This is a genomic window from Bartonella sp. AP3QHHD (assembly GCF_042195765.1).
Classification (GTDB): domain Bacteria; phylum Pseudomonadota; class Alphaproteobacteria; order Rhizobiales; family Rhizobiaceae; genus Bartonella.
This window is the reverse complement of sequence record NZ_JBHIPC010000085.1, coordinates 144,033-158,444: the sequence shown is the minus strand read 5'-3', so window position 1 is coordinate 158,444 and position 14,412 is coordinate 144,033. Positions and strand designations below refer to the sequence as shown.

Genomic DNA, 14,412 nt, shown 5'->3' with positions numbered 1-14,412 from the left:
GGGAAAGATATCGTGCGCAGCTTTGGTGACTATAACCCCAAAGAAAAAGCTCAAAAAATGATTCGAATCTATGCGTATATATTTTGCCTTTTTTTCTTTTTTTCTCCAACATGCGCTGTTGCTCAGTCATTGGAAGGTTATTTACCATTTTTCTTCACTTTGCCGAATGGTCCATGGCTGCTTTTAGCGCTGTGTGGAGGAATTTCTTGTGCTTCACTTCTCACGTGCCTAGCTGTTATTATGCGTGCAAAAAAAACTGCACAGAAGACTTTGAAGATAATTCAGGCAAATTTTTCTGAAAAACTTAAATATTATGAATGGCTTCTGGAAGAAACCGAGCAATTCCTTCTTATTTGGGAAAATCCAACAACCTTACCCCGTGTCGTTGGTGCCCTTTCTGCATTGCAAAAAATAGGAATCGACCAGAAAGATTTTCAGCGTTTTGAGCTCTGGGTTGAAGAAAATTCTCTTCGAGAACTTGATTATGCATTGACTCAACTACGTTGTAAATGTCACCCTTTTGATCTTTCTATCACCACCACAAACAATGTATTGCTGCAAGTTACAGGAGTCATCGCAGGAACAGTCGCTATTGCTCGTTTTCAAGATATCTCAAAACAACAGAGTGAAAATGCTCGTTTACAGAAAGATATCGCCCGCCTTCTTACTGAACTGAGAATGCAGCGTAATCTTCTTGATCTTATTCAAGAGCCCGTATGGATAAAAGATTGTGAAGGAAAAGTTTGTTTTATCAATCGCGCCTTTAGAGAAATGACAGATTTTCGTGAAGGCAGTGATGAAGTGGGGGATCTTTTCAATGAAAATACACAACGCAAAACAAATGAAACAGAAACAATTTTTCAAGAACATGTTCACACAGTTATTGATGGAGAACGACATCGTTTTCATCTCACACGTATTACAACAGCCGAAGGGATGGCAGCTTTTGCGCGTGATGACAGCGCATATGAAAATATTGCTCATGAATTAAGTTATGTCCTTCAAAGCCATTGTGAAACACTTGACCAAATTTCAACAGCTGTAGCTATTTTTGATACAAACCAAAAATTAAAATTCTGTAATCATGCTTTTAAAATTTTATGGCCGTTGGAGACTTCCTTTTTAGAAAGTGAACCAAGCCATACATTATTTCTTGAACGTCTACGTGAAAAAGGGCTCATTGCTGCACACCCCGATTGGCGCGCATGGAAAGAAGAACTTTTTAAAGCCTATCGACAAACAGAATCGAACCAACAAATTTGGAATCTTCCAGATGGGCGTACGGTGCGTGTTATCTCGAACCCTCATCCACAAGGAGGTGTCACTTGGCTTTACGAAAACCTTACAGAAAAAATTGATCTTGAACGCCGTTATAATACACTTATTAAAATACAAGGTGAAACACTTGATAAACTTTCCGAAGGCGTGGTTGTTTTTGGTACTGATGGACGCCTTCGTTTATCGAATCCTGCCTTGTCGAAATTGTGGTCTCTTCCTTATAATTTACTGGTAGAAGGGACCCATATTACACAGTTACAAAGCCATTGTTCAGCCTTAACCTTAGGACAAGAATGGGATCAATTTACCAAATTCATTACCGGTTTTGCTGAAAAACGTGAAACATTTTCAGGTCGTATAGATCTTAAAAATGATATGATTATTGACTATACTCTGGTCCCTCTTCCTAATGGACAAACGATGCTTACTTTTGTGAATGTTACGGACACTGTCCATGTTGCGCGTGCTCTTCAAGAAAAAAATGAAGCATTAGAAAGTGCTGATCGTTTGCGTAATGAATTTGTCCAACATGTTTCTTATGAATTACGCACACCTCTCACCAATATTATTGGATTTTCCGATATTTTACGTGATCAAATTTTCGGCTCTATCAATGAACGTCAACAAGAATATCTTGAACACATTCATTCAGAATCAGGAACTCTTTTAAATATTGTTAACGATATTCTTGATCTTGCTACCCTTGATGCAGGCATTATGGAGTTGGACATAAAATCGGTTAACATTGCCGATGCTATGATACAAGCAGTAGCACGTGTAGAAGATCGCCTTAATGGACGTCATATTACGCTTTTACAACAAATTTCTCCTTCCTTAAATTCTATTTCTGCTGATGAAAAGCGCTTGCATCAAATTTTTGTGAATGTACTGAGTAATGCTATTAATTTTGCAACGGAGGCGAGTACTATTGAATTTTGCGTCGATGAACAAGATGATAACATTGTCTTTAGCGTTCACAATCAGGGCTCTGACATCCCAGAAGACATCCTTGATCGTATTTTTAAACGTTTTTCTTCCCATTCACACCATGGTGGGCGTGCGGGAGCGGGTCTTGGCCTTTCCCTTGTAAAAAGTTTCGTTGAACTACACGGTGGACATGTTGAAATTCTTACCGGTTCTGGAAAAGGAACAACAGTTAAATGTTTTTTCCCACTCTCCAAAGGAGATAAGATTTTTTAATTTTAACCTTTATGATAACAAAAATTTTTCATCCATTTCATGGAACTTTTAATGAATTTTAGTTTTTTTCTTGAAAATGAAGAGGCAACAAAGCTTTTTGCACAAAATTTAGCTCTTTCTTTAAAGCCAGGAGATCTTGTGACGCTGCAAGGGGATCTTGGAACTGGAAAGTCAACCATTGCACGTACAATCATTCAAACACTTGCGAACAATAACACTATGGATGTTCCAAGCCCTACTTTTACTCTTGTGCAAAGCTATCAACTTCCAAAGTTTGAAATTATTCATGCTGATCTTTATCGCCTTTCTATGGCAGAAGAAATTGATGAATTAGGGCTTCATGAAGCTCGTGAGAAAAATATTTTACTTGTTGAATGGCCAGAAAGAAATACAGCTCTTTTAGAGCTTGCCACTTTTGCAGTCACCTTACACTATAAAGAACATGGGCGTCATGTAACAGTTAGATCAGCGCAACATTCCATTGAATGTTTGCAACAGTCTTTCGCAATTCGTACATTTTAAAAAAACATGAACATCATCATTTTTTAATTTGATAATACCTCAATACTACCTATGAAATCTGAGATGATGGACAACATAAAGAAGGATTCATGGAGGTACCAACCATGGAAGATGAAACGAAATGCTGACTCTTTCATATAACAATGACATAAATTGCAAAGGACAGCCGTTAATTTATAGGAATTCATCAATTTATTTTAGAGAATCTGATACCTACAATTTTGATTCTAGAGAATAGTATAAGAGAATTTTAAATTGAAGTGGTAACCCTTTAGAAGAGCATTATATAACCTGTAGTGAATTGCTTGTTTCTTTCTGCTTAAAAATTGTGAGCTTCAGAAAAGTAATTTGCAAAGTTTTTGCTTAAAATCTCCTTTTATGTGTTGAAAACACTATCTATTTCAATAGTCTTATCTAAGAAGAAATACCTTTATGAAATTATCATTCACCTAATATTTTTAACGCGCCTATAAGGAAAGAATTGCCTATATTCTTCATACAAAGCAATTTTTTATAAAAAATAGTCAATTGAAACATGCATAAAAGCATGAATTCTTAAATTCATTTAAAATTTTGATTTTTATTGTCTTTTCATTATAATATAATGCAAAAAAGAATATTTTAAAAAAGTCAAAAGGAGAGACAAAATTTCTCTCCTTTATAGTGATTATATGTGGAATTAACTAAGCCCATCTTTTATCCATTCAGAAAGACGTCCTTTAGAGGTAGCGCCAACCATATTCGATGAAATATTTCCATTTTTAAACATTAATAATGTAGGGATAGAACGTACTCCGTATTGGGTAGCCAGTTCCGGATTTTCATCAATATTTACCTTAGCAATTTTAACTTGATTTTGCATTTCTATTGAAATTTCATCCAAAATTGGAGCAATCACTTTGCAAGGGCCACACCATTCTGCCCAAAAATCAACCACAACAGGGATGGAAGAGGTTAGAACTTCACTTTCGAAATTGTCCTTATCAACTTTTATACACGTCATTTATTTATCCTTTTATATTCACTTTTTATAGATTGGTATAATAACAATTCATATCAAGTTATTGCAAAGATAAATTATTAAAGGACTTTTTTACACCAGGGATTGTGCGTTGTGTTTGTTTGAGCGATTTTATGAAAGTAAATAAAATGTAAAAATGCTTTGCAAGGAAAAGAGTAACTTATAAGGCAACTTCACGAAGAAATGCCTCAAGTTTTTCTGGAGGAAGTTTAAAAATTTTGGCTTCTTTACTGTAGATAAGCAGAGCCTGGATATCTTTATCGGGATGAATAGCTTGCAACAATTTTTGGTAAAGGGCCATTTGCAACCAGTGATGGGAAGCAATAGCAGCTTCATTTTCTGGTGGAGTTCCGGTTTTAAAATCGGCAAAGATAATGCTGTTTTGCTTGATGTAGAGACGGTCAATTTGACCAGAGATTGCTTGTTCTTTTCCACGAATTTTCACAATACCCATTAAGGAGACCTCAGCACGTGAATGCTCAGAGAAAAGGGGTTTGAGATAAACATGATCTAATATTTTCCAAATATGGCAAAGAGCATCTTCTCTTTGACTCTCATGCCAATGAGAGGCTTTGATATTGAGATAGTTTCGAGCATAATCTCGACGTTTTTGTGGGGGACAATCGGGCAAATATTGTAACAATCGGTGAACGAGATTACCATATTCAATGGAAAAAGCTCTGTTTGTGTTCATGGCTCCTAAAACAGGTGAAGTGGTAAGCTGTTTTGGACTTGAGGACAGCTCTGTATCAGCTTCAATGGAAAGGCTCGCCACTGACGGTTTTAACGGTTTTGGTAACACTGGTTCTGCTGGTACTTTATGAGAGAAAAAAGCAGGCAAAGGTGGTAAGGTTTGGCATTCAGCGGAAGGAACTTTTGAGTTTATAGAAGCAGAAGAAGCAGGTGTAATGCAATAACGCCAAGCTGCAATATCTTCCGAAGAATCTTTTATAGCAAGGGCATGCGGTTCAAGGGCTTTTTTTACGAGTTGTAACCATGTATGAGATGGCGTTTTCGGACCTTTATACCCACAAATAAACAAGCGATCTTCAGCGCGTGTCATTCCTACATAAAGAAGACGCCTATATTCTTCTTCTGCACGCTCTTTTAAATATGAAATTGCTTGTTTAGAGAGTTTTGTATCAAACTTTTCATTGGGATGCCAAATAAAGGCTTGTTTTCCGTTCCATTGTGCATTGTTTAAAGGAACTTTAAGCAAGTGAGGCGCATGCTGAGGATGCCAAATCGCACTACCAGGATCGACTAAAAACACAACAGCAGCCTCTAGTCCTTTTGCAGCATGAACAGTCATGATACGAATTTCTTCATTACTTTGTTCAAATTCACGTTTAATTTCTGGTTCGCTTGCACTTAATGTTTCTAAAAAAGCTTGTAATCCTGGTAATCCTGTTTTTTGAATAGTGAGCGTATAATCCATAAAAGCATCGAGCACATCATTTGCTTCAGATCCTAAACGAGACAGAATTTTTTGTCGTCCCTTATCATTGTTCAGAATATAGCTATAGAATTCAAAAACTGGTATTTTATCCACTAAAGCGCGATAATGGTTTAGCTTTTCAAAAGCATCTTTAAAAGATACCTGCGATGATATATGCGCGCACAGACTTTGCCAAAGAGAGCCGGTGCGGTGTACGGCAAGCTGATAGAGTTCCTCTTCACTAAGAGCAAAAAGTGGGCTTTTTAAAACACAAGCAAGAGAAAGATCATCTTGTGGCTGCAAAACAAAACGCGCAAGCGCCATTAAATCACGGATACTAATATGTTTGGTAAGCTGTAAACGATCAGCCCCTGCTACGGGAATATTACGGTGTTTAAGAGCACGGGAAAGAGCTGAGACAAATTGATCACGTTTACGGACCAAGATCATAATATCACTTGCACGTATTAAGCGTCCTTTTGCTGGAAGCATTTCGCCTTTTTGTAACCAGTCGGCAATCGTTTCAGCAATTTTTTCTGCTAAACGAACTTCAGGTGTATCTAAATGATTAACAGTTGTATGCCAATCTTGAGGAAAGTCACTCGTTTCTTTGGAAATGGCATCCCATATAACAACTTCACCGGGACTGTGAATACGGATAGCTTCATGCACCGTTTTTGTATTTTCTGCCGAAAGCCCTTTATAGTTTTCTGGTGTTTCAAAAACAAGATCAACACTTTTAAGAACATCTGCTGTAGAGCGAAAAGAATAATGCAGTTGTATTTTTTCAAATTGTTGATTTGTTTGTTGCACTTTTTTTTGAATAATTCGTCCATTTGCAGCAAAATTTTCTGGAGCAGCGCCTTGAAAAGAATAAATAGATTGCTTTTCATCTCCAACAGCAAAAAGAGTCCGTATGTTTGTTCGTTGGCTATACCCTGAAAAAAATTCCTGTGCCAACAGTTGAATAATTTGCCATTGCTCAGGGTTGGTGTCTTGTGCTTCATCAAGTAGAATATGATCAAGTCCCTGATCAAGTTTATAGTGCACCCATTGGCTTGCACCTTTGCGCTGTAACAAATGAAGTGTACGCTCAATAAGGTCATCAAAGTCTAAGAAGCCATTGGACTTTTTTAGATTCTTATAAATTTTGAGATAAATAGTACAGAGCTGAAAAGCAGCCATATTGAGGGTGGCAACCTTTGCGCATTGATATTTTTCTAAAAGAACAGAAAGCTTGTTTTGTTTATCTTCAAGCATTTGTTGAATAAAAGGCCAAATTTCGTCTGATTTTTTATGAGATAAATGTGAAAAATTACGCGGCTCACCTTTTGTTGTAAAATAAACATCAGAAATAAGATTGAGAATATTTGTCTCATCATGCACCTTTTCTAATTGGGAAAGTTTTGCCACCATATCCTTAAAGCTTTGATTACCATTGGTTTCACAATGCTTAAGAGCATAAAGAGGAAGGCGCGCTGTTTGTTTAATTTGTTCCAGAAGATATTGATTTGTTTCATTGGGCGCTAAGTTAAAAAGCGCGCGCAATTTTTCTTCTCCATTTTCAGATAAAAGAGAAGATAAAAAATCAGACAATTTATGTTGCTTTTCAACTGCCTCATAGAGCAATTGGTTAAAAGTATGTTCGCTAATAACTTGAAGTAACTGTTGCAAAGCAGGTTGTACATCACGACGAGCTAAAAGTTGACGACGAGATTCTTGTCGTAATTTTTTTCGACTGATATCATCGGGAAGTTCAAAATGCCCTGCAATATTGGCTTCTAACATAAATTGATGCAAGAGAGATTCACAAAAAGCATGAATCGTTTGGATTTTTAAGCCACCAGGCGTTTCGAGGGCACGCGCAAAGAGTTGCCGTGCATAAGTTAGTTTTTGCGCATTAACAGTTTTTTTTTCAAACCGTGTTAAGGTTTCTTGCAGCTGTGCATCATCGAGCTCATTCCAACTGGAAAGCGTGCGAAAAATTCGTGATTGCATAACAGCAGCAGCAGCTCTTGTATAAGTAAGGCATAAAATACGTGCTGGAGGCGTACCGTTTAAAAGCAAACGGATAACACGTTCACTTAAAACGTGGGTTTTTCCAGATCCAGCATTTGCAGAAACCCACACGTTTTTTTGGGGATGTGTTGCTGTTGCTTGTGCATCAAGAGCGGCTTCAGGAATAGAAAAAAACGTCATGATTACTCTTCTTTATGAAAACCACTTGACCATTCCCACAACCGAGCCAAATGATCGTAGTCACCTTCATATCGTTTTGACATGGGGACAGCATGTGAGAGATAGCCTTGTTGTGGATTTTGATAATAAATTATGAGTGCGATAAGATTTTCCCATGCATTTTCAGCAAGATCAACAGCACTTAGATAAGTTTTTCCGTCTTTTTTCTTTAAAAGAATTGATTGGGATTTAATTTCACCTTTTTTGTTAAGGGGAATGTAAAATAAATTTGAAGGTGTAAAATCTTGAAAATCTGGGAAGCCCCCTTGTATGAGTAAAGCTGTTTCTAAAGCCAATTGCGGAAATAATAATTCACGAACTTGTTTTGATAAAGGAGGCGTTCCGGTTTTGAAATCTAGAATTTCAACCGTTTTATCTGGCAAAACATCAAGACGATCAGCACGTCCTGAAAGGGTTACCCCTGTTGTTCCTATAGGGATTTTTTGTGATACCACTTCCGAATATCGCTCTCGCAGTCCTAAACTTTGTTCCCATTGAATAAAGCGTGGAGCAAGATTTTCAAAACTATTCCACCAAATTACTTCAATATCGGGTGGAAAGTTGAATTTATCAAATTCTTTACGTCCAATAGAAAGCAGTACGTTGAGTGCATTTGCATCATTTGGATTTTTCATTTGTGTACAAAAAGCCGCAAGAATAGCGTGATAAAGTGTTCCACGTTCTGAAGCGCTAGGATCATGAATAAGTTCTTTAAGTGGTTTGAGCCTTAAGATTTTTTTGGCATAAATAGCATAGGGATCATATCGCAATGTTTCTATTTCAGTGACTGAAAAATGGCGCGGGCGTATATCAAGAGGTGGAGAAGGGCAAGGACGTTCCACCTCAGAAGTTATGCTTGTATGATCAAGTATCTTTGCCCAATGGCGTAGTATTTCACCTCGTTCACGGATTTGTTCCCAAACCTGTTTTCCTACAACTGTTTCCATGCGTTGTAGCCAGCGTGAAGGAATGGAAGGCGTATGATTAACGCGCAATGCGCGACTCATCACCACTTTATCCATTCCCATTGCCCATTGAAAATCATGCGCAGAAAGACCAATACGCTGCTCTGGTGGTTCCAGAGTTAACATCATTTTCATCGGTCGCGATAAAAAAGCATCATTTCGGGTTGATATCGGCCATGACCCTTCATTAAGACCGCCGATAACCACTGTATCAACTGTTTGCAAACGCGATTCCAAAGTACCCCAGATGAATAAACGTGGATGTCCTCCAGGCGAAGGTGCGACGGAACGAGTTGCTATTATAGCAGAAAACATAGCAGGCCATTCACAAAGATGAAATGTTAATCCTGATTGATCACTGACCAATTCACGTAAAAACTTTGATAGGGCTTGTCCTGCTTCGTGTTGATAAAGATGTGCAAGAGAATTATCCTCATTGCGACCAAAATTTTCAAAAACTTCAACAGTTGCTATCGCAGCTTCGTTGATGGTGCATTCTTTCTCTTGTTTCATAAGAGATGTTAAAGGTTCAACAGCTGTCCTCAAAAGATGACAAAGGAAACGTGCTTCTTCACATTTCTGCTGATCAAGAGCGTTGATTTCAGAACTATTATGAAAGTATGTTTCAATCCATTTTTCAAGAAATTGATCACACTCGCAAAGATTGATGCGCCCTGTATTCCCTCGAAGAACAAAAAGTTCAAAATTTTCTGCCATTTCCCGTAAACGATGACGATTTTGTTGGAGTGTTGTAAGGGGATGTTTAAGAAGAGAAAGAAAAGCAATGGGATCATCAGGTTGCAATACATTTTCTAAGATAAGTCGTAAGAGAGTTACAGGCAATGTTTGTGCAAGTGGTATTCCGCCTGAATCATTTGCTTCAATTCCAAATCGCTGTAATTCCACGGCAACACGGCGTGCTAAATTACGGTCATTTGTAATAAGAGCCGCAGTTTTTTGAGGTTCTTCAATAGCTTTGCGTAAGGTAACAGCAATAGCGAGAGCTTCTTCACGTTCATTTATAGCTTCAATAAATGACCAATCTGCACAAAGATTTTCATAATCATCACGGACAATTTGTATCCATTTATCTGTCGTAGAAGCTGGTCGGAGTGCTTCTGATAAAAGAGCCATTCGTCTTTTCTTTGTGCTGCTCTGTTGGCCAATTTCGCAAACATGATGACGTTGACACTCCATGAGAGAAAGAAGTTTTTTTAAATGATATTGAGGATGGCTAAAAACATTTTCTGCAGGATCAAAAAAATCGCAAGCTGTTTTTTCTTTATTGCTTGTGCTTAATGCATTCCATTGTTCTTCATCCATATGGAGATCAAGACCAGGAAGAACAACAGCCCCTTTGGGCAGAGAAGCTATAACCTTTAAAAGATGAGAAACTGCGGGCATAGAACCCGACACACCAGCTGCAATGATCGGTTTATCAGGCAGCATACGTCGTAAAGCCTCTGCATGCATTGTGAGTGCTTGATTACGCCATTCAACGGGATTGCTTCGTTGTCTTTCTTTCAAGATTTTGGGCCAATTTTGTGTAACAATAGTCAGAAAGTCAAGCGTTATTTGCCACCATTCAGCGACCATATCAGGTGCAATATCTTTAAGTTTCGACCAATCTGCTCCTTCTGTTTCAATTTCATCCATCAAATGCGCTAAATCCTGAGCAAACCAAATTGCATCAGCACTATGAGCCGGAATAAGCACATCTTCTGTACCAAACATGGCACGCAGATGCGCAGGTAAATTTTCACGCCATGGACGAATAAGGCGCGCTAAAAGCAGTAAGCGTTCACTTTTTCCAATGGGTGGATTCAGAGTGCTGGTATGATTTTCAACAAAAAGGAAACTGTCTTCATCGACATCTCCTAGAGCACGAATAGTTGGCAAAAAGGTTGATTGTGTATTACTTCTTTCAACAAAAGCTAAACGCAAAGCGCGCGCAGCACGACGTGTCGGAACATAAATAAGGCTATCAGCAAGAGCAGTTTGAATATCTCCATTGGGAGCAAAATTATCAATAAGGCTACCAGAGAGCAGTGCATCAACAAAGTGAGGCAAAAAATCCGTTCCAGAAGATATAGAAAAGACACGTGGTTTATAAGTCATATGATCTCATATTGGGAATAACAAATTTCATCTTATTGATTATTTGCTTTATTTTGACTGTATACAATTTTCATACAAGAAAAAACTGAAAAGCTCTATTTATACAGGAGATTTTTAACTGACATTCAAAATACTTAAATATATGAGCTTGTCTTAAGCTATTGTGAAAAAATATATCAAAATTTTAAAAGACGTTACAATTACAAATATATTATAACTTATTGAATATTATAAATAAATTTACCATATTCTTTATACAGTGCAATTTGAAAGTGTTCTTTACATACTCCTTTTGTTTTCAGAAAAAATAACAATATTCAGATCCCCAACTCAATATGAAAAATCATTACCAACCAAATTGTTACATAAAAAATTCTTCTTTACATTACAAGCTTACTTGATAATCTTTAAAAGTAGAAAATTTTATCTTAGGAGCTCTTTCTGCTTCATAATTTAATGAAAAATGGTTCTCCGCTAAAAAAACTGGATCACCTTCTAAATCATACGCAATAGCAGAGCGGTGATTGCTGAGAAACTTTTGCAACTCATCTTTGCTCTGCGCTGAAATCCAACGGCATAAATTAAAGCGCGCAGACTCAAAATTCACTGGCAAAGAATATTCTATTTTTAATCGTTCTTTTAAGACATCAATTTGCAAAGCACCAATAACACCAATGAGAGAAGGCGACCCATCATCAGGAATAAACAATTGTACAACCCCTTCTTCAGCCATTTGTTGCAAAGCTTCTTTGAGCTTTTTTGCTTTCATTGGATCGCCTAAACAAACACGACGCAAAATCTCTGGTGCAAAATTTGGTACTCCCTTAAAGAGGATATCTTCTCCTTCAGTCAAAGTATCGCCGATACGCAATGTTCCATGATTAGGGATCCCTACGATATCACCAGCATAGGCTTGATCAGCAATTTGGCGCGAACGCGCAAAGAAAAATTGTGGAGCCGAAAGTGTCATCGGTTTTCCTGTTCGGACCAACTTTGTTTTCATACCACGTTCAAGTGTTCCCGAGCATACCCGAAAAAATGCAATACGATCACGATGATTAGGATCCATATTCGCTTGAATTTTAAAAACAAATCCCGTCATTTTAGGTTCAGTTGCTATGATATTGCGCTGATCTGCACTTTGATCACGAGGACTTTGACCAAAATCAATAAGTGCATTGATCAAATCACGAACACCAAAATTTCGTAAAGCTGAACCAAAATAAACCGGAGTCATATGACCTTCACGGAAAGCTTGAAGATCAAAATTCTTGCAAACACTTTGAGCAAGTTCTACCCCTTCAATAAAAGTTGAACGTTGATATTCAGGGAGTAAATGGACAACCTCTCTGGGATTTGAAACTATCTGCTGTATTATCTCATCATCTTTTTGACGAAACCGATTATGATGAAGGTCATAGGTACCAACAAAATCTTTACCGGTACCAATGGGCCATGTTATAGGGGCGGTATCAAGAGCAAGCTTTTCTTCAATTTCATCTAAAAGCTCTATAGGGTCACGTGCCTCACGATCCATTTTATTGATAAAAGTAACAATAGGAATATCCCGCATCCGACATACTTCAAACAGTTTTAGTGTTCTAGGCTCAATCCCGCGGGCCCCATCCAATACCATGATAGCACTATCAACAGCTGTGAGTGTGCGATAGGTATCGTCTGAAAAATCTTCATGGCCTGGGGTATCTAGGAGATTAAAAATATGATTTTCATATTCAAACGTCATCACCGAAGTCACAACGGAAATACCACGATCACGCTCAATATTCATCCAATCAGAACGGGTTTGAATACGATCTTTTTTGGCTTTTACTTCTCCTGCAAGTTGAATAGCACCACCAAACAATAAAAGCTTTTCTGTTAATGTTGTTTTCCCCGCATCTGGGTGAGCAATAATTGCAAATGTACGGCGTCGCTTTACTTCCTGCACTCTTCGTTCCATTATTCCTCCACAGGACGTGCAAGTGTTTCAGCAATCAGTGCACGCATTTCATTAATCCCATAAAGCGCTATAAATGATCCCCATCGTGGACCTCGCTCTTGTCCAAGAAGGACTTCATACAACATTTGAAAAAAAACATTGGAAACACCAGGCCCACCTTCAGGGCTTTTTTTGCTATGATCTTGATAGCGTTCCGTTAACCGTGCAACATCAAGAAGTGTATTTTGTAATATGTTGCCATCAACAGTTTCAGGTAAATGAGCTAATTTTTCATCAATTTGTGCTAATGTTGCTCGTTCGCTATCATCTGGTATACGAAATTTCTTGTTTGGTTTAACAAAAACATCAAAATATTTAATGGCAAACTTCACCAATTGATCAAGTTCTGGATAAGTTTGTGCATTTGCTTCTTTAGCGTAACGAGAAATAAAACCCCAAAGAACTTCTGCATTCTCCGCATTTGAAGCACTTACCAAATTTAAAAGCATCGCAAAGGATACAGGCAAATCAACCTGCGGTGGACAACCATTATGAATATGCCATACAGGATTACTAAGCCGTTCTTGCCAACTTTGACGACCATAAGCAGAAAGATGAGCATAATATTCATCCACAGCTTTAGGAATAACATCAAAATAAAGCCTTTTTGCTGTTTTAGGTTTTGAAAACATATAAAGCCCTAAACTCTCTGTTGGGGCATATGTAAGCCATTCATCAATGGTTAAGCCATTTCCCTTGGATTTGGAAATTTTCTGCCCTTTCTCATCTAAAAAGAGCTCATAGTTGAATCCTTCTGGGGGGGTTCCACCTAATACTTTACAAATTTTAGAAGAAAGATTTGTGGAATCGATAAGGTCTTTTCCGGCCATTTCATAATCAATGCTAAGTGCTGTCCAACGCATTGCCCAATCTACCTTCCACTGACACTTAACTTTGCCCCCCGTAACCTCTGTTTCTATGGTTTCTCCTGTTTCAGGTTCAATATAAGTGACTGTCCCTTTTTCAACATTACGCGCAATCATCGGTACCTGTAATACTTTTCCAGAAAAGGGAGAAATCGGTAGAAAGAGTGAATAGGTCGCTTGCCGTTCTTCACCTAATGTTGGTAAAATAATTGCCATAACCTTGTCATAACAGGCAAGGATTTTCAAAAGTGTTTCATCAAAACGACCGGAATTGTAATAATCCGTAGCACTTGCAAATTCATAATCAAAACCAAAACGATCAAGGAAAGCCCGTAACCGCGCATTATTTGCCGCTCCAAAAGAAGGATAATCATCTCCAAAAGGGTCGGGTACACGGCTCAACGGTTGACCAAGATAATGTTCCATCCTCTCGCGATCAGGCACATTCTCAGGAACCTTGCGCAAACCATCCATATCATCAGAAAAACAAAGTAATTTTGTTTTTACTTTATTCTCCGTGAGAATATGAAATGCATGACGCACCATGGTTGTACGTGCAACTTCCCCAAAAGTTCCAATATGCGGTAAACCAGAAGGGCCATAACCTGTTTCAAATATCACACTGTCTGGATAACCCGTTTTTTCATACCGTTTGATAATCTTACGTGCTTCTTCAAATGGCCAAGTTCTCGATTGAGAAGCTGCATCTTTTAATTCAGGCGTAAGGTTGAGGGTATCACACTGATCACGCATCATTATTTATCCTA

The 14,412-nt window shown here is 38.0% G+C and carries 7 protein-coding genes; 2 read left to right on the top strand and 5 right to left on the bottom strand.

Annotated features, from left to right (window positions below):
• The first annotated feature begins 12 nt into the window (after window positions 1–12).
• Window positions 13–2,478 (top strand): ATP-binding protein, encoded by a 2,466-nt coding sequence (locus ACFIL7_RS05850; RefSeq protein ID WP_375633658.1) that lies wholly within the window; start codon window positions 13–15, stop codon window positions 2,476–2,478.
• Between the two features lie 51 nt (window positions 2,479–2,529).
• Window positions 2,530–3,000, top strand: coding sequence for a tRNA (adenosine(37)-N6)-threonylcarbamoyltransferase complex ATPase subunit type 1 TsaE (gene tsaE / locus ACFIL7_RS05845; RefSeq protein WP_375633657.1), 471 nt, complete (start codon window positions 2,530–2,532; stop codon window positions 2,998–3,000).
• Window positions 3,001–3,679: 679 nt separating this feature from the next.
• Here tsaE and trxA read toward each other — a convergent pair.
• The 5 genes from trxA to ACFIL7_RS05820 all read right to left on the bottom strand — a co-directional run bounded on the left by trxA (window position 3,680) and on the right by ACFIL7_RS05820 (window position 14,401).
• Window positions 3,680–4,003 carry a thioredoxin gene (gene trxA / locus ACFIL7_RS05840; protein WP_375633656.1) on the bottom strand — a complete coding sequence of 108 codons (324 nt, stop codon included), beginning with the start codon at window positions 4,001–4,003 and terminating at the stop codon, window positions 3,680–3,682.
• Between the two features lie 178 nt (window positions 4,004–4,181).
• Window positions 4,182–7,658 carry a double-strand break repair helicase AddA gene (gene addA, locus ACFIL7_RS05835; protein ID WP_375683441.1) on the bottom strand — a complete coding sequence of 1,159 codons (3,477 nt, stop codon included), beginning with the start codon at window positions 7,656–7,658 and terminating at the stop codon, window positions 4,182–4,184.
• Window positions 7,659–7,660: 2 nt separating this feature from the next.
• Window positions 7,661–10,780, bottom strand: coding sequence for a double-strand break repair protein AddB (gene addB, locus ACFIL7_RS05830; RefSeq protein WP_375683440.1), 3,120 nt, complete (start codon window positions 10,778–10,780; stop codon window positions 7,661–7,663).
• 385 nt (window positions 10,781–11,165) lie between these two features.
• Window positions 11,166–12,740, bottom strand: coding sequence for a peptide chain release factor 3 (locus ACFIL7_RS05825; protein ID WP_375683439.1), 1,575 nt, complete (start codon window positions 12,738–12,740; stop codon window positions 11,166–11,168).
• On the bottom strand, window positions 12,740–14,401 hold the full coding sequence (locus ACFIL7_RS05820; protein ID WP_375683438.1) for a lysine--tRNA ligase: 1,662 nt from the start codon (window positions 14,399–14,401) through the stop codon (window positions 12,740–12,742). Before ACFIL7_RS05820 ends, ACFIL7_RS05825 begins: the two co-directional genes overlap by 1 nt.
• Between the last annotated feature and the right edge of the window lie 11 nt (window positions 14,402–14,412).